General features: G+C 40.6%; 18 protein-coding genes. 14 read left to right on the top strand and 4 right to left on the bottom strand.

Annotated features, from left to right (window positions below):
- Positions 1 to 93: 93 nt before the first annotated feature.
- Positions 94 to 2889, bottom strand: coding sequence for a bifunctional [glutamate--ammonia ligase]-adenylyl-L-tyrosine phosphorylase/[glutamate--ammonia-ligase] adenylyltransferase (glnE, locus tag MTF66_RS23455; protein ID WP_248528930.1), 2796 nt, complete (start codon positions 2887 to 2889; stop codon positions 94 to 96).
- 78 nt (positions 2890 to 2967) lie between these two features.
- Here glnE and MTF66_RS23450 point away from each other — a divergent pair, with 78 nt between their 5' ends.
- The 6 genes from MTF66_RS23450 (at position 2968) to ruvX (ending at position 7387) form a co-directional block, all read left to right on the top strand.
- Positions 2968 to 3861, top strand: a complete 894-nt coding sequence (locus tag MTF66_RS23450; RefSeq protein ID WP_010391581.1) for a hypothetical protein — start codon at positions 2968 to 2970, stop codon at positions 3859 to 3861.
- 77 nt (positions 3862 to 3938) lie between these two features.
- The gene (locus tag MTF66_RS23445; protein ID WP_138609474.1) at positions 3939 to 4412 is read left to right on the top strand and encodes a hypothetical protein; all 474 of its coding nucleotides are present in this window, start codon (positions 3939 to 3941) and stop codon (positions 4410 to 4412) included.
- A 70-nt stretch (positions 4413 to 4482) separates the two neighbouring features.
- On the top strand, positions 4483 to 5217 hold the full coding sequence (gene rsmE, locus MTF66_RS23440) for a 16S rRNA (uracil(1498)-N(3))-methyltransferase (RefSeq protein WP_010391583.1): 735 nt from the start codon (positions 4483 to 4485) through the stop codon (positions 5215 to 5217).
- A gap of 66 nt (positions 5218 to 5283) precedes the next feature.
- Positions 5284 to 6234 (top strand): glutathione synthase, encoded by a 951-nt coding sequence (gene gshB / locus MTF66_RS23435; RefSeq protein ID WP_109874127.1) that lies wholly within the window; start codon positions 5284 to 5286, stop codon positions 6232 to 6234.
- Positions 6235 to 6362: 128 nt separating this feature from the next.
- Positions 6363 to 6920 (top strand): YqgE/AlgH family protein, encoded by a 558-nt coding sequence (locus MTF66_RS23430; protein ID WP_010391585.1) that lies wholly within the window; start codon positions 6363 to 6365, stop codon positions 6918 to 6920.
- A gap of 17 nt (positions 6921 to 6937) precedes the next feature.
- The gene (gene ruvX / locus MTF66_RS23425) at positions 6938 to 7387 is read left to right on the top strand and encodes a Holliday junction resolvase RuvX (protein ID WP_010391588.1); all 450 of its coding nucleotides are present in this window, start codon (positions 6938 to 6940) and stop codon (positions 7385 to 7387) included.
- Between the two features lie 204 nt (positions 7388 to 7591).
- Here the strand turns inward: ruvX and MTF66_RS23420 are convergent, their stop codons facing one another.
- Both MTF66_RS23420 and MTF66_RS23415 read right to left on the bottom strand, forming a co-directional pair.
- The gene (locus tag MTF66_RS23420; protein WP_054201910.1) at positions 7592 to 8728 is read right to left on the bottom strand and encodes a PilT/PilU family type 4a pilus ATPase; all 1137 of its coding nucleotides are present in this window, start codon (positions 8726 to 8728) and stop codon (positions 7592 to 7594) included.
- A 9-nt stretch (positions 8729 to 8737) separates the two neighbouring features.
- Positions 8738 to 9778: a type IV pilus twitching motility protein PilT gene (locus MTF66_RS23415; RefSeq protein ID WP_138623861.1), complete on the bottom strand. Its 1041-nt coding sequence runs from the start codon at positions 9776 to 9778 to the stop codon at positions 8738 to 8740.
- 2 nt (positions 9779 to 9780) lie between these two features.
- Here MTF66_RS23415 and MTF66_RS23410 point away from each other — a divergent pair, with 2 nt between their 5' ends.
- The 8 genes from MTF66_RS23410 to MTF66_RS23375 all read left to right on the top strand — a co-directional run bounded on the left by MTF66_RS23410 (position 9781) and on the right by MTF66_RS23375 (position 17077).
- The gene (locus tag MTF66_RS23410; RefSeq protein WP_138623859.1) at positions 9781 to 10494 is read left to right on the top strand and encodes a YggS family pyridoxal phosphate-dependent enzyme; all 714 of its coding nucleotides are present in this window, start codon (positions 9781 to 9783) and stop codon (positions 10492 to 10494) included.
- A gap of 17 nt (positions 10495 to 10511) precedes the next feature.
- Complete coding sequence (gene proC, locus MTF66_RS23405) at positions 10512 to 11333, top strand: pyrroline-5-carboxylate reductase (RefSeq protein ID WP_010391593.1); 822 nt, start codon at positions 10512 to 10514, stop codon at positions 11331 to 11333.
- Between the two features lie 26 nt (positions 11334 to 11359).
- The gene (locus MTF66_RS23400) at positions 11360 to 11893 is read left to right on the top strand and encodes a YggT family protein (RefSeq protein ID WP_008113334.1); all 534 of its coding nucleotides are present in this window, start codon (positions 11360 to 11362) and stop codon (positions 11891 to 11893) included.
- A 58-nt stretch (positions 11894 to 11951) separates the two neighbouring features.
- Positions 11952 to 12395, top strand: coding sequence for a DUF4426 domain-containing protein (locus tag MTF66_RS23395; protein WP_054201912.1), 444 nt, complete (start codon positions 11952 to 11954; stop codon positions 12393 to 12395).
- Positions 12396 to 12397: 2 nt separating this feature from the next.
- The gene (locus MTF66_RS23390; RefSeq protein WP_138569545.1) at positions 12398 to 12997 is read left to right on the top strand and encodes an XTP/dITP diphosphatase; all 600 of its coding nucleotides are present in this window, start codon (positions 12398 to 12400) and stop codon (positions 12995 to 12997) included.
- A complete protein-coding gene (hemW, locus tag MTF66_RS23385) occupies positions 12994 to 14130 on the top strand; it encodes a radical SAM family heme chaperone HemW (RefSeq protein WP_138623857.1) in 1137 nt (378 codons plus the stop codon). The genes MTF66_RS23390 and hemW overlap by 4 nt, the downstream gene beginning before the upstream one ends.
- Before the next feature lie 84 nt (positions 14131 to 14214).
- Positions 14215 to 16047, top strand: a complete 1833-nt coding sequence (locus MTF66_RS23380) for a DUF885 family protein (protein WP_008113341.1) — start codon at positions 14215 to 14217, stop codon at positions 16045 to 16047.
- 370 nt (positions 16048 to 16417) lie between these two features.
- Positions 16418 to 17077, top strand: a complete 660-nt coding sequence (locus MTF66_RS23375) for a hypothetical protein (protein WP_138623142.1) — start codon at positions 16418 to 16420, stop codon at positions 17075 to 17077.
- Here MTF66_RS23375 and MTF66_RS23370 read toward each other — a convergent pair.
- Complete coding sequence (locus tag MTF66_RS23370) at positions 17069 to 17785, bottom strand: SIMPL domain-containing protein (protein WP_075169840.1); 717 nt, start codon at positions 17783 to 17785, stop codon at positions 17069 to 17071. The two genes, MTF66_RS23375 and MTF66_RS23370, sit on opposite strands and share 9 nt — an antisense overlap.
- Positions 17786 to 17799: the final 14 nt, after the last annotated feature.

The following is a 17799-nucleotide window of genomic DNA, read 5'->3' as shown; positions in this document are numbered from 1 at the left end:
TTGCCCCTAGTTTGAACAAATATCAATCCGCAAAGTTCAACAGACCCTTGGCTTTATAGGCGCTCAATAATAATCGAGCGCCTATGTATTTATTCAATTTAATTCAAAAATAGCCTGCCATATCGACGTGACATTTTTAATATCTTCACTAAAATCTTCACGTTTTACGCAGCGACCCTGCTGATCTAAGCTCAACACATGATAGCGTGAGCGATAATCTATATAGGCTTTAATAAGTTGCTGTTTTTGTGTGTCTGTAATGCAACCAATTTTAGCTGCGTCCGTTAAAATTCTGACATTGTCAGAATAGTCGCATAAATGGGTAAATTCATGAGCGTACTTTAATACTAAATATTGGGTGATAAACTCAATATCGGTCATCGCCCCCACGTCTTGTTTTAAATCAAACTGCTGCTCGTTACCTTTAGCTAAATGACCACGCATTTTTTTGCGCATTTTAATCACGTCGGTTTTTAACAGCTCAACATCACGTTTTTGACACAATATCTCGGCGCGAATTTGTGCAAAACGCGTTACTAATTCAGTTTGCCCCAAAATCAGCCTCGCTCTGACTAAAGCTTGATGCTCCCACGTCCATGCTTGAGTTTGTTGGTAATGATTAAAACTCTCTAAGTTAATCGCTAATAACCCTGATGCCCCCTCTGGACGAAGTCGAGTATCTAATTCATATAAAATACCTGAAGCAGTACGAGTATTAAATAAATGCATTAAACGCTGTGCTAGCTTTAAATAAAATTGCCTTGAGTCAATTGCCTTGTCGCCGCTGGTATAGCTGGTACCGTCATGGTTATGCACAAAAACTAAATCGAGATCAGAGTCATAACCCACCTCAAAACCACCGGTTTTTCCATACGCAATAACGGCAAAGCCTTTATGTTCATCGTCGGTATTAGGTGGCATGCCAAAACGTTTAATACAATGATACCAAGCAATATTAACAGCCTGATCAACTATCGCTTCTGCAAGTGCAGTTAAGTGATCGCTTACTTTCATTACATCAATTACGCCAGTGGCATCTGCGGCAGCAATCCGTAACTGATGGGTTTGTTTAAACTGACGCAATGCTTCCATTTGTTGTTCAAGATCGTCATGTTCAATACGTAAAAAATACTGTCTTATTTCATCTTTATAAGCTGTTAATGGGGTCGGTTTATACAGCACTGCAGGGTCGATAAGCTCATCGAGTAGAATGGGATACAATGAAATATGCTCTCCAATCCACTTGCTATGGCAACAGAGCAAAACTAACTGCTTTAACGTTCCTGGGTTTTCATACAACAGCTCTAAATAAGCGGTGCGCGAAATAATTTTATTTAGTATTTGGCATACCGTTGTAAACGCACTGGCAGTAGCATTAAAGTCGTTTAATTGTTTTAGTAATGCAGGCATTAATTTATCAAGAATATCGCGTCCACGGTTGCCCACTTTGGCTTTAGATAGGCGCTGTTTGAAGTCATGTAATGGTGTTTGCCACTCTTCTCTTGGTTCATTCAAAAAGCTAACATCACCATGATCCCAAGTACTTATAAACGCGCCTTCACAAGTATCAAGTGGTTCAGTTTCTTCACCAATTACCTGAATAAACTCATTATGAATTTGCGCCATGACCTGTTCTATTTTTTCAATAGCTGAGTCAAAATTACCTTGCATCAACAATACATTCAGCCGTTGCTGATTTAGCTCATCATCAGGCAGAGTTTGTGTTTGCTGATCATCAAAAATTTGTAGGTATTGCTCTACCCTACGTAAATAAAGGTAGTTATTTTTAAGCCCTCTGGCTTCATGCTCATCAATCACTTGACTAACTGTTAACTGCTCTAATGCAGTTAATAAAGATTGTGTTTGTAAATTTGCTTCTCTGCCGCCTCTGACCATTTGCAATGCTTGAACAATAAATTCAACTTCGCGAATGCCGCCACCACCTAATTTAATGTTATTAGTTAAGCGCTTACGACGCACTTCTTGGGCAATCATGAGTTTCATTTTTCTAAGCGATTCAATCACCGAAAAATCAATGTAGCGACGATAAACAAAAGGTCTCAGCAAGGTATTAAACTCCTGCCAATAACGATTAGGCGTGCCAATTAAGCGCCCTTTTAACATCGCGTAGCGCTCCCAATCACGCCCTTGCTCTTGGTAATAGTCTTCAATGGCATTAAAGCTCATCACCAACGGACCACTTTCACCAAATGGGCGCAAACGCATATCAACCCGAAATACTTGGCCATCCACGGTGCATTGGTTCAGGGCTGTAATTAGTTTTTGAGCAACTTTGGTATAAAAGACAGATGCTTCAAGCGAGCGACGACCGCCTTGAGTTTTGACGTTACGAGGGTATGCAAAAATAAGGTCTATATCAGATGAGTAATTTAGCTCTTGCCCTCCTAACTTCCCCATGCCTAGTACCATTAATGGTAAAGCGTTTTTATCTTCATCTAATGGTTCACCATTAGTTTTAGCAACATTATTGTAGGCCCATTGATTAGCACTATCTATCAGTTTATTGGCAAGTTCACTAATGTATTTAATGCTATCCGCAATTGAGTTTTCACAACATAAGTCTAAAAAAGCGACTTTTAGCCAGTACTTTTCACGATATTGGCGCAGTAATTGATGACACTGCTGCTCTTCTACTTCATTTATATTAAGTGTTGCAAAGGGATCTGAAATTTCTCTATTATTAATTTCAACTTCGCATAGCAACCAAGACAACAGCGAAGGTTGAGAGCTTAAACTGCGCCAAGCAAAATCACTTAACGCTAATAAACGCACGATTTGCTGCTGGATTTGTTGTTCGGGATACAGCGTTGCAAAACGCGTTTCACCCAGTTTTTGTAATTCAATAGGAAGCTGTGTGTCGTTACTCATCAATACCCTCTTTTATCTCACCAATAACCATACTAGAATGGTTAAAAACCTATCAAGGTAAATCTATTTAGGAACACCATGTCATACTTGTCATTATCTAACACTAGTTTAGTTGCGATTGCTATTAGTTTTGTGGTTATTTGTATTATTATCATCAGTTTAAGAATTATTACTCAAATAAAAGCAAAACAAGCACTTAAAGAAGAATTAGCGCAACATGATAACTTTGCAATGGGAATTAGTTTTGCTTCTGAAATATCAGTCGTGATCGCCACGATGGCATTTTTGTTCGATGAAATTAGTATTAGCACCGCTCAATCAAATCCGCTGAAAGTCATTTTATTAATTGTGCTGTTATTTTCGTTTATAAAAATGGGACATTTAATCCACCGTAAATGGATTTTACGCCGCTTTAATGAAGAAGCAGCTATATTAAAACAAAACGTTTGTGCTGCGTTGGTTGATTCAGGCATGCTGATTGCCAACTGCATTTTAGTATTGGGTTTATATACGTGGACACACACTCAAGGCTTTAGTAATTTATTAATAGCCTCGGTAAGCTTTTTTGTTTTACAAGGCATGTTTGCCCTAGACAGTAAAATACGCGAAAACCGCTTTGCTAAAGCCAACCAAGGGGCCTCTTTGCAAAGTAACTTTGGTTTAGAAAACACCTCCATTGGTATTCGCTATGCGGGTAAATCAATAGGCTTAGCTCTTGCTGCGTATGCTGGTTTATCGAGTGCGGCGTTTCAAAACGGTAAAATGGTAGAGAACTTATTTACTTTGGTAATGCATTGCGGTGTGATGTGGCTGTTACTATACTGTTTAACGTATATTATAAAAATTATTTCAATGCCAAATATAGATACCGCACTTGAAGTCGATCATCAGGATAATATTGGCATTGCCTGTATTGAATTTGCTGTATTTTGTGCTATTGGTTATTTATTAATAAGTATGTTTTCAATTTAGTACCAAACTCATTAAATTTAGCCGTTGCTTAACGTCCCTATTTAATTGTTTGGTAAATTAACAGGGACTTTAGGCATATGGCAATTAAAACAGGAAGTTATCTATTAATCGATATAGATAACGAGTTCAGCCGAGCATTTGTAAAATATTACATAAATACTAATGATGCTGCTAAAAAGGACATCATAATAGCCGGTGCGAACACGCAAAAGCTGGTTAAAATGATGTTTGATGAACTCGTTAAAGATTATTGCTATTGCGATATTGAGAACGAAATCAGTATTTCAGAACTGGCCAGCTACCTTCACGAACACCACAATGTTCAAGGCGTATTATTCAACCAAACAGATTATTTGCTCGCTGATGATACACAGCGCTTTATTTATAATTCATTACATGAAAAACGCTATATTATTAGTCAAACCAATCATGGCTATGACATTAACCCCATAAATGAAGAGTGCCATTCAAATCATTTGTCCTGTGATACCGATATAGCCCAAACCGCACAAGAACTAACAGAGCTTGCAGTCCCTGAATATGAAAAATAAATAATTGCACCCAAGCCTTTGCTTACTTACCATAGAGGGATATAACTTCTATGTAAAAAAGTGATTTGCCATGCGAGTGCCTCATATTTATCAATCATCACCAATTGCCCTTAATACTCCTTTAAACCTTGACGATGATGCTGCAGGGCATATAGGCCGTGTGTTGCGCATGAAAGTGGGCGAGCAGGTTTCTATTTTTAATGGTGAAGGCGGAGAGTTTCTAAGTGAAATTATTGAGGTGAGTAAAAAGAGCGTGGTTGTTATGCCGCTTGAATTTAATCCTCATGACGTTGAATCACCATTAAAAATTCATTTAGGCCAGTGCGTATCCCGTGGTGACAAAATGGATTTTACCATTCAAAAGTCTGTTGAATTAGGGATCACTGAAATCACCCCTATTTTTAGCCAGCGCTGCGGCGTAAAACTAAGTGGCGACCGCTTAGAAAAAAAACACCAGCAATGGCAAAAAATAGCCATTGCCGCAGCAGAGCAATCTGGGCGCAACTTTGTGCCAAAAGTACACTCACCTGTTGATTTAAAAACCTGGCTTGAACAGCAAACAGCTGCCATTAAATTAACTCTGCATCCTCGCGCCGAACACAGTATTAAAACCATTACCGTTCCCGATGACGGCGTGCGCTTTTTAGTAGGGCCTGAGGGTGGATTTACTGACGATGAAATAGCACAAACAAAGCAACAAGAATTTGTAGATATTCGCTTAGGCCCGCGGGTACTTCGCACAGAAACAGCAGCGTTAACCGTTTTAAGCGCACTGCAATTACAATTTGGCGATTTAGCTAATTGAAATAACTAAAAGCACCCACATATCAAGATTACAGTTGTAAAAAACACATAAACTAAGGCACAGCGCATGGCAATTAAGTTAGGTATTATTTCAGATCCTATTAGTGGATTTAATATTAAAAAAGACACCGGTTTTGCAATGATGATGCAAGCGCAAACCCGTGGCTACGAAATTTACTACATGGAAATGGATGATTTATCGCTGCGTCAAGGCAATGCCTACGCTACTGCAGCCAAAGCACAGGTTTTTGATAACGCAGAAAAGTGGTACCAACTTGAAGAAAAAATCACCATTGCACTGGCTGACTTAGACGTTATTTTAATGCGTAAAGATCCGCCTTTTGATACTGAATATATTTACGCAACCTATATTTTAGAACGTGCTGAGCAAGCGGGTACTTTAGTTATTAATAAGCCACAGAGCTTGCGTGACGCCAATGAAAAACTATTTACCGCTTGGTTTAGTGAGCATACACCTGATACGTTAGTTACGCGCAGCCAAAAGCAAATCCGTGAATTTTTAGCCGAGCACAAAGATATTATTTTAAAACCACTGGATGGTATGGGTGGTGCTTCTATTTTTAGAGTAAAAGCAGATGATGCCAATATTGGCGTAATATGCGAAACCTTAACTGAGCATGGCAGTCGCTTTGCGATGGCGCAAAATTACATTGAAGAGATCACTCAAGGTGACAAGCGCGTATTGGTTGTTGATGGTGAAGTTATTCCTTATTGTTTAGCGCGTATCCCACAAAACGGCGAAACGCGCGGTAACTTAGCCGCCGGCGGACGTGGTGAAGCACGCCCAATTAGTGAGTCAGATCTTAAAATTGCTCAAGCAGTTGCCCCTACATTGAAAGAAAAAGGCTTAATATTTGTTGGCTTAGATATCATTGGCGATAAGTTAACTGAAATTAACGTAACAGCACCAACCTGTGTTAAAGAAATTGAGGCCGCTTACGATATTTCTATTACCGGTATTTTATTTGATGCTATAGAGAGAAAGCTTAGTAAATAATATTAAAGCCATAACAAACTTTAAGCAGTGGCGCTTCTATAGTCACCGCTTAAAGTCGAATAAATTTTTAGTGTTAAAACATGGGACTATGCCATACTCAAGATTCAATAACTAAAAGGGTAAAACTTATGCAGTCATTAGAAAATCACTTTTTAATCGCAATGCCATCAATGCAAGACCCTTTTTTTAAACGTGCCGTCACTTATATTTGTGAACACAATGAAGAAGGCGCTATGGGACTTGTTATCAATCAGCCGATTGATGTCACCGTAGGTGAGTTACTCGACAAAATTGATATTGATAACGATAAGTCGCAACATGCCGCGCAAGTGACAGTGTATGCTGGCGGGCCGGTAAAAACGGATCGTGGCTTTGTGCTACATTCACCAAAACCTGGGTACTCGGCAAGCCAAAAATTGAGTAGTGATATTATGATCACTACCTCAAAAGATGTATTAGCCACATTAACTACCGCTCAAGCACCCGAGCAATTTATAATTACCTTAGGTTACTCAGGTTGGGAGCAAGGCCAGTTAGAACAAGAGCTACTTGATAATAGCTGGCTGATTATAAAAGCCGACCCTAAAATAATTTTTGATACCCCAGTGGAAAAACGCTGGGAAATGGCAGTCTCTATGCTTGGTTTTGATGTTAGCCAATTAAGCCCCGAAGCTGGACATGCCTAATAACATAAAAGACAAACATGACTAAAAAAACTGTAAAAGCGCAAGGTGAGCGCACCGTAATGGGATTTGATTTTGGTACTAAGAGCATTGGTATTGCAATTGGTCAAGAATTGACAGGCAGCGCCACCAGCCTAAAGGCGGTGAAAGCTCAAGATGGCATCCCTAATTGGGATGACATTGCTGTACAGGTAAAAGAGTGGCAACCTGACTTAATGGTGGTTGGCTTACCGCTTAATATGGATGGCACCTCACAAGAGGTTACCTTTAAAGCCAAAAAGTTCGCCAATCGTTTGCATAATCATTACGGTATAGCGGTTCATACTCAAGATGAGCGCTTAACTACCGCTGATGCTAAAGCACGGTTGTTTGAACGTGGTGGTTATAAAAACTTAGGTAAAGGCAACGTAGATAATATGTCTGCGGTGATTATTCTAGAGAGCTTTTTTGAAGCCAGTTATGGCGAATAAATTGATTTAACAAAAAAAGCGCCTAAGGCGCTTTTTTTACGTGTGGATTTTGACTAGGGTCTGTTAGTCTTTACGGATTAAAACTCGTTCAAACTAGGGGCAATTTAATCGCGGCGCGAGGTTTGTAACCTAGTGGGTTCGATAATTGCTCCTACGTTATTCTACTGGCTTACATCCATGTAGGCAGCAACGAGTTAATTGTCCTTAGGTAATATTACCTTTATCATCAAGGCCATCAATGGTTACACCTTGCAAAAAGCCTGCCCCTTGCTGCTCGTTATTACGTAGTTTTATCATTAAACGTAAATCATTTGGCGAGTCTGCATGATGAAGTGCATCGGCATAGTTAATCCGTTGCTGTCTGTAAAGCTCAAACAGCGCTTGGTCAAAGGTCTGCATGCCCATTTCAGTTGATTTGGCCATAGTTTCTTTAATACCACCAATGTTACCGTTTTTAATCAGCTCACTCACCATTGGCGTATTCAATAATACCTCTATAGCAGCAGCACGTCCCTCACCATCAGAGGTAGGGATAAGCTGCTGGGCAATAATAGCGCGTAAGTTTAATGCTAAATCATATTTAAGCTTATCGTGCTTCTCTTTTGGCACTAAGTGCATAATACGATCAATAGCTTGGTTAGCATTGTTAGCATGTAAGGTGGCAACACATAAATGACCTGTTTCTGCAAAGCTTAACGCATACTCCATAGTTTCTTGCGATCGAATTTCACCAATCAAAATAACATCTGGCGCTTGGCGTAAAGAGCTTTTTAGTGCTGACTCAAAGCTTTCTGTATCTAAGCCCACTTCACGTTGGGTAATAATACTTTTTTGGTGCTCATGCACAAATTCAATTGGATCTTCTATGGTTAGAATATGCCCGCGCTGATGGCGATTTCTATAACCAACCAGTGCTGCCAGTGATGTTGATTTACCGGTTCCCGTACCACCTACAAATAATACCAGGCCTCGCTTTGACATAATCACATCAGTAAGTACTGAGGGCAATCCCAGCTCTTTTACATCAGGTATTTGGGTCACAATCCGGCGAATAACCATCCCTGCTCTGTCACGTTGCCAAAAAGCCGAAATACGAAAGCGCCCTTCGCTGGTTGCAATTGCAAAGTTACACTCTTTGGTGCTATGAAACTCTGCCTTTTGCTTTTCACTCATCGCTGATTCAACTAATTCCAGCGCTTGCTCATCGGTTAGTTTGTCATCATTAAGAGGTATCAGCTCGCCATTAATTTTAGCGCTAATAGGCAGCTGGCTTGATACAAATAGATCAGAGCCTTTTTTGTCGATCATTATTTGTAAAAAGTGATTTAGAGATAAAGTCATAATAATTCCTTAAGCGCTAAACTGCGTCTTATCTTGTGCTTTTGTATACGCCGCTGAGTGAGTGATAATGCCTCTGTTAACAAGGTTTGTTAAACATTGATCCATAGTTTGCATGCCCTGCGACGCACCGGTTTGAATTGATGAGTACATTTGAGCAATTTTATCTTCACGAATTAAGTTACGAATAGCAGGCGTTGCCAACATGATTTCATGTGCAGCTACTCGCCCTCCACCGACCTTCTTGATCAGTGTTTGTGAGATAACCGCGCGCAGTGATTCTGAAAGCATAGAGCGGATCATGTCTTTTTCTTCACCAGGGAATACATCAATAATACGGTCAATGGTTTTAGGTGCCGACGTGGTATGCAAAGTGCCAAACACTAAGTGACCTGTTTCAGCTGCGGTCATAGCAAGGCGAATAGTTTCTAGATCTCGTAACTCACCAACCAAAATAACATCAGGGTCTTCACGCAATGCACTTCGCAAGGCATTAGAAAAACTATGCGTATCGCGGTGAACTTCACGCTGGTTAATTAAGCTGAGTTTATTATCGTGTACAAATTCGATAGGATCTTCAATGGTCAGTACATGATGATGTTTAGTTTGATTTATATAATCGACCATAGCTGCAAGTGTAGTCGACTTACCTGAGCCTGTAGGGCCGGTAACTAATACTAAGCCTCGTGGATTATCTGAAATTTGTTTGAATATTTCCGGCGCGCCCAAATCTTCAAGTGTCAGTACGTCACTCGGGATTGTACGGAAAACGGCAGCAGGACCACGATTAGAGTTAAAGGCATTTACACGAAAACGTGCTAAATTAGGGACTTCAAAAGAAAAATCCACTTCGAGATTTTGTTCATAGTCCTTACGCTGGTTATCGTTCATAATGTCATAAACCAGACTGCTGACTTCTTTATCTCCAAGTGCTGGTATATTAATTCGTCGCACATCACCATCAACACGTATCATAGGTGATACCCCTGATGATAAGTGCAAATCTGATGCTTTATGTTGCACACTAAATGCCAATAATTCGGTGATATCCATTTATGACTCCACAACTAACTGATAAATATATGGTTACAATAGCAGAACGACTCACATCCGCCTACGCTAGAATTGCAGAGGCAGCGCAAAATGCACAGCGCAATAGTAACGACATTACGTTACTTGCAGTATCTAAAACCAAACCCGTCTCTGATATTATGGCAGCATATGAGCAAGGGCAACGCCAATTTGGTGAATCTTATGTTCAAGAAGCTGTAGATAAAATAGCGCAACTAGCCACATTTAGCGATATTGTTTGGCATTTCATTGGCCCTATACAGTCAAATAAAAGCGCTTTGGTGGCCAACCACTTTGACTGGGTACAAAGCGTCGACAGACTAAAAATAGCAAAACGCTTAAACGCTCAGCGCCAACAGGAAATGCCCGCTCTTAATATACTGATACAAGTTAATATTAGCGCAGAAGACGCGAAATCCGGCTGTGCCGTAGAGGAAATAGACCAACTAGCACAATTTATAAGTCAGTGTTCACAGTTAAAATTACGCGGACTAATGGCTATTCCTGCAAAAAGTGACGATGCTAACACGCAAATTCAATATTTTGAGCAATTACAAACTTGCTTTGATAAACTACAGACCCAATATCCTCATATAGATACGTTGTCGATGGGGATGAGTAACGATGTAGAGGCTGCCATAACGGCAGGTTCAACCATGGTGAGGATCGGCACAGATATTTTTGGAACACGAACTTAAAAGGTGATAACAGACATATGTCAGATAAAAAAATCGCATTTATAGGCACAGGTAATATGAGCTACGCCATCATTGGTGGCATGGTAAAAAACGGCTTTAACGCAAACAATATTATTGCAACTAACCGCAACCAAGAAAAACTAGCCAAGGTAGCATCCGACTTTAAGGTGCAAACCACCAGTGACAATAACGAAGCTATGCGCGATGCAGATGTCATTGTTCTGTCTGTTAAACCACAAATGATGGGCGACTTGTGCCAATCATTTCAAGATTCAGGCATCGACTTTAGTGATAAATTATTTATCTCAGTCGCTGCAGGCTTAACCGTTAAACGCTTACGTGAAATGCTTGGCCAAGATGTGAAAATGGTGCGTTGTATGCCAAATACACCGTCGTTACTTGGCCGTGGTGTATCGGGCTTGTATGGCGCTGGCGAAACGCAAAGCGAACATGAATTTGTACAACAAGTTTTTGAATGTACAGGTATAGTTGTGTGGGTAGAGCAAGAATCGCAAATTAACGATGTCATTGCTGTGACAGGCTCATCGCCAGCTTACTTTTTCTTATTTATGGAAGCGATTGAAGAAAAAGCGAAAGCACTTGGCTTTAATGATGAAGACGCGCGTCGCTTAGTACAGCAAACAGCGCTAGGCGCAGCTGAAATGGCACTTAGCCAACCAGATATTAGCATTTCGCAACTGCGCGCCAATGTAACCTCAAAAGGCGGTACCACGCATGCAGCTGTTGAGCATTTAAAAGCGCAAGGTTTAACCCAAACTGTGGGTGATGCAATGGATGCGTGTATTGCGCGTGCAGTGCAAATGGAACAAGAACTTTAAAACCATTTTTTATTGAAGGTTATACTATGAATGCCATGCAATTTTTAATTAGCACCTTGTTTGATCTGTTTTTAATGGTGGTACTACTGCGTTTTTGGCTACAGTGGGCAAAAGCCGACTTTTACAACCCGATGAGCCAATTTGTGGTCAAAGCCACTTCGTTTGCAGTTAACCCGCTGCGAAAAATCATTCCAGGGCTAGGCGGGCTTGATTTAGCCTCTTTGTTGCTGGCATTTATAGTGGCTGCGGCAAAAATAAGTACATTAATGTGGCTTATTTATAGCTCTTGGGCTATTCAACCTGTGCTTATACAGGCGCTAATAACTGTTTTAAAAGAAGGTTTAAATTTAGTCTTTTGGGTGTTAATCATCCGCGCTATTTTAAGCTGGGTAAGCCAAGGCTATAACCCAATTGAAGCGGTATTCCATCAGCTTACTGAGCCAATGTTAAAGCCAATCCGTAAAATCTTACCGCCACTAGGAGGCTTAGACTTATCGGTATTGGTACTGATCATCGGCATTCAGTTTTTACAAATGCTGCTAATGGACCTTTTAGCTTAAGCACAACGTAATATAAAAGAGGCCTAGCGCCTCTTTTTTACATACTCAGGAGTTAACCATGCAACGTTTAATAAAGTTTTGTTTTATTGCTTGTCTCGCTTTAGCATTTAATGCACACAGCGCTCAAGAACAAGGCGCCCAATACAAAGAACTAGGCCCTTGGCAAGTTCATTACATAGCCTTTCCATCAACGTTTATTCAACCGCAAATAGCTAAAGCTTATGACCTTGAGCGTAGTGGCTATAAAGGCATTGTTAATATTTCAATATTAAAAAATGATGCTGATAAAGCCGCTCAAAAAGCGACATTACAAGGTACCGCTAAAAACTTATTAGGTAACAAGCAAACCCTTAACTTTAAAGAAGTCGTTGAAGGCGATTCAATTTATTATCTAGCACAAGTAGATTACACCAACGAAGAGATTTTACGTTTTGAAATTGAAATCCAACAAGGTAATCAGTTTCAAACATTAAAGTTTAAGCAAAAATTTTACGTAGATTAAATATGACCAACACCTTAGTACTTGCAACCGGCAACCCCGGAAAAGTGAATGAGCTGGCTAACATGCTCAGCTCACTTAATATTAATGTTGTACCGCAAAGCGACTTTAATGTCAGTGACGTAGCCGAAACAGGCACCACGTTTGTAGAAAACGCGATAATTAAAGCGCGACATGCGGCTAAAATTACCGGACTGCCTGCTATTGCAGATGATTCAGGCTTAGAAGTTGATGGCCTGAATGGCGCGCCAGGTGTTTACTCTGCTCGTTTTGCAGGAAATAGCGCAAGTGATCAAGATAATATCGATAAATTACTGGCTGATTTAGGCAATAACCCTAATCGCAGCGCTCGTTTTTGGTGTGTGTTGGTACTAATGCGTCATGCTGACGACCCTACCCCACTTATTTGCAGTGCTAGCTGGGAAGGCGAAATTACCCTTAGCCAACACGGTAAAGGTGGCTTTGGTTACGATCCTATCTTTTTTGTACCATCAGAAAATTGTACCAGTGCAGAGCTTACAAAAGAGCAAAAGAATGCATTAAGCCACCGTGGACAAGCACTTAATAAATTACTACAAGAGTTACAACACAAAGGCGGCCTGTGAACCTTCCTCCACTGAGTTTATATGTGCACGTGCCTTGGTGCGTGCAAAAATGCCCTTACTGCGACTTTAATAGCCACGGGCAAAAAGGTGACATCCCTGAAGCTGAATATGTACAGCACTTAATTGACGATTTAAAAGCTGATTTACACTTAGTACAAGGGCGAAAAATTCACAGCATTTTTATTGGCGGCGGCACGCCAAGCCTATTAACCGGCGCGGCATACACCCGTTTACTCAATGAAGTAGATAGCCTCATAGGCCTAGCCGATAATTGTGAAATAACCCTTGAAGCAAACCCCGGCACAGTCGAAACTGGCCGTTTCAAAGATTATGTAAAAGCAGGGATTAACCGTATCTCTATTGGCGTGCAAAGCATGCAAAACGATAAGTTAAAAGCCTTAGGTCGAATTCATGGTGCCGATGAAGCCAGTTATGCAGCACAACAAGCTAGTGAAGCAGGGTTGAATAGCTTTAACCTTGATTTAATGCATGGCTTACCAGGGCAATCCCTCGATGACGCACTAAGTGATTTAAAACAAATTATTACCCTGAGCCCACCACATATTTCTTGGTATCAGCTCACCATTGAGCCTAATACACAATTTGCTTCAAAACCGCCCACGTTGCCGCAAGATGAAACCTTGTGGGATATTCAAGAGCAAGGCCAAGCATTATTGGCACAAGCAGGCTATCAGCAATACGAAATCTCAGGGTATGCAAAACCGGGCTTTCGATGCCAACATAACTTGAATTATTGGCGGTTTGGCGATTATCTTGGTATTGGCTGTGGCGCCCATGGTAAGGTTACTGATGCGAAAACAGGGGTGATAACACGCACTGAAAAGGTTAAACACCCACGGGGCTACATGGACATTATTAAGCCCTACTTGTACAAAAGCTGGCAAGTAGAACAAGACGACTTAGCGTTTGAATTTTTTATGAATCGCTTTCGCTTAACAGAGCCATGCCCGATTGAAGACTACAGTGCACTGACTAATCAGCCATTACAAAGCCAACAAGCGGCTTTGAATAAAGCCATTAACACAGGTTTATTAATAGAAAAAGACGGCCATTGGCAAGTAAGCCTTAAAGGCCATCGCTTTTTAAATGACCTGCTAGAATTGTTCGTATAACGCTTTTGGCGTTATACGCATGTAAAGTAAACACATGAAAAATTAAAATATCCTAATGGGTTTCTAACAACAAAAGGGAAACGAATGCGTAAACTTACTCTAATTGCTGCCACGGTAAGCGTGGCACTGCTTGCCGGTTGCCAACAAGCAACACAACAATCAACGCCTGCACCGGCGGTTCAAGCTCAACCTGTACAAAGTGAAATTGATAAAGCGAATGCTTTTTTTGAAGACACTTTTAATCGTGATGTAATGAGCAGCCCAGTTTATCAAACCTATATGGGCATCAAAAAAGATTACGATAAATGGGATGACAACAGCGAAGAAAAAGCGCTAAAAGACTTGGCACAAACTAAAGCCGATTTGGTTACGCTCAACAGCATTGACCGTGCGCAATTAGATGCAGCTACTCAAGTAAGTTATGATTTAAAAAAACAAGATTTAGAAGCCAGCATTGCTGATTTTAAATGGCGTTACCATAACTACCCAGTAAACCAAATGTTTGGTACACACTCTATGGTGCCTGCTTTTTTAATTAACCAGCATCAAATTAGCAACGTAAAAGAAGCCAACGATTACATTGCCCGTTTAAATGGGGTACCGGGTGTATTCGATCAACTGATTACCGGCTTAGAAATTCGCGCCGATAAAAACATTATTGCACCTAAATTTGTATTTCCACACGTGATTGATTCAAGCAAAAACATCATTAAAGGTGCGCCGTTTGAACAAGGTGAAGATTCTACGCTATTAGCTGACTTTAAACGTAAAGTAAATGCATTAGAAATCGACCAAGCTGAAAAAGATGCACTTATTAGTAAAGCGACTGATGCATTAAAAACAGCAGTTAAACCTGCTTACTCTAAGTTAATTAACTACATTGCACAGCTAGAAAAGCGTGCTGATGACCGTGACGGTGCTTGGAAATTCCCTGATGGCGAAGCGTTTTACAATAACGCGCTTAAACGCACTACCACGACAGACCTTACAGCAAAAGAAATTCATGCCATTGGCCTTGCCGAAGTGTCACGTATTCATGATGAAATGCGTGCCATTAAAGATAAAGTTGGCTTTGAGGGCGACTTAAACGCTTTTATGCAGTTTATGAAAACCGACAAACAATTTTACCTTGCTAATACTGAAGCGGGTAAAGCGCAGTACCTAAGTGAAGCTAAAGGCTTAATTGATAACATGAAAACACGCTTAGATGAGCTGTTTATTGTAAAACCAAAAGCCGACATGATAGTAAAACGTGTTGAAGCTTTCCGTGAAAAAGCGGCAGGTAAAGCGTTTTATCAACAACCTGCGCCAGATGGTTCTCGCCCAGGTATTTACTACGCCAACCTCTATGACATGGAAGCAATGCCAACTTACCAAATGGAAGCTCTCGCTTACCATGAGGGTATTCCGGGTCATCACATGCAAATTGCTATTTCACAAGAGCTGGAAGGCGTGCCTAAGTTCCGTAAGTTTGGTGGTTACACAGCCTACATTGAAGGTTGGGGTTTATACTCAGAGTTACTACCAAAAGAAATGGGCCTTTATGAAGACCCGTATTCAGATTTTGGTCGTTTAGCTATGGAGTTATGGCGTGCCTGTCGTCTAGTGGTTGATACCGGTATTCACGCAATGAAGTGGACTCGCCAAGAAGGTATTGATTACTACGTTAACAACACTCCTAACGCCACTTCTGACGGTGTAAAAATGGTTGAGCGTCATATTGTAATGCCATCACAAGCAACGGCTTACAAAGTGGGTATGCTGAAAATTTTAGAACTACGTGAAGCAGCTAAAAAGCAGCTTGGCGACAAGTTTGATATTCGTCAATTCCACGACGTAGTGCTTAAAAATGGCCCTGTACCATTAAACGTACTAGAAAACTTTGTTGATGAGTGGGTTGCTAGCAAACAAGCTTAATTATCTAGGGTCTGTTGACCTTTCAAGGTTAAATTTGCAGCAGTCTGTTTGGTATTTAGGCAAGGCAGAGCCTATGTGGTGTGGTTATTCCCCATAAATAGGCGATAACGCAGCATCAATGCCAAACAGGCGCTGCCCGAAGGGTTCTGCCTAGGGGCGATTTACTCTTTGTTGCTCGGTTTTTACTTAGCCCACTAGGTTACAAACCTCGCGCCGCGATTAAACCGCCCCTAGTTTGAACAAATTTTAATCCACAAAGGTAAACAGACCCTAGTAACTACTTAAACATATAAAAGGTCGCAATTGCGGCCTTTTGTTTTATAAAGCAAAAAATTAAGCTAGGATAAAGTAGGTATTCAAGGAGAACAGAATGGATCTAAGCATACAGCTACTCAATGCGCGTATTAAACAACAACAGTTTGATGAGCTTGATAACGACTTTAAAAAGCTCACTGACGCTCAAAAAGTGATGCAGCTTAATTACCTGTTTGAAAGCGCGTTACGCATGAGTATTAAATACGATTTTATGCAAAATATTGCCGTGCGAATTTTAGCGAGCAATACGCCACCAGCGCAGTTTATTGAGCAGCTAACCAGTTTAGATGCGCTGAGCTTTTTTACTCCTGCGCTTAAATTAAATAAAGGCTTTATTAGTACAGATAGCCATGGCAATAACGTGTTACATAATGTGTTCAAGCACGCAGCGCCGAGTCAATTGCCTTTTAACTATGTTCGCTCGTTAATGTTATTTGAATCTAATGAAGAGTTACTGCATGCATTGGCGCAAATCAATCAGTACGGGCTCACTCCTGTGGCCAGCTATATCGTTTATGCACATAAGCCCAACATACCGGTAAAACATGAGTTTTCAGCCTTACTGGCATTAATGGAAATAGAACAAAAACAAAATCCTAGAGCAAAATTACAATTGCTTGAGGCATTAAAAAACGACCCTCCAAGCGAAATTACCTTGCTGTTAAGCGCCGCATATTTACAGCGCTCTACTGAACAAGTAGCGGCACTAATCTGATAAGTAATATTCTACGCTGGTAACCACGCGTACATTTTTAATTTGCGGTGTGTTTGAATCCCGATCGCTAATACTAAACTGCCCTTGGCGTGCGGTTTTAATTTTACCTAAAAGTGAGTTTGAATCTTTCGCGAATTTATTTGCTACTTCACGGGCTTTTTCTGTGGCCTCTTGCACCATGGCAGGTTTTATATCGTTAAGCCCAGTAAAAATATATTCAATACGAGTTTGATAGTTATCTTGGACTATGGCTATATTTTGCTTAGCTAACTGACTCACTTTACTCAGTGCGTTTTTAACTTTATCGGGGGCATTAGAGTAAACAATAATATTTGAGCTAATAACGTATCTAAACTTTTGATTGTCGTTCGCGTATTCACGCGCTTGTTTATCAATAATAGATTGAGTGCCTGTCGATATTTCTTCATCGTCAAAGCCATGTAGCTTTAAAAAGGCAATTACGGCATCATTTTTTTGCTCAACTCGCTCAACAAGCTTTTCAAGGTTGTTATCGGCGTCATTAAACTGCAGCGGCCAAATAACAGTATCAGCGACCACTTCACGCTCTGCTAAACCTTTTACCTGAACAGTGCGCTCCATGCCTTTAATATCAAGCGCAGCTCCTTTAATGATAAAGCCCAATGCAATTAAGCCGATGCTTAAACAAACTGCTGCCATAACAACGGTTACATTCGATATTTTATTCACTTCACTCTCCTTGA

The sequence above is a fragment of the Pseudoalteromonas sp. 2CM39R genome (assembly GCF_023161845.1).
Note: the sequence above shows the minus strand (reverse complement) of the source record. Positions and strands in the feature narration are given on the sequence as shown.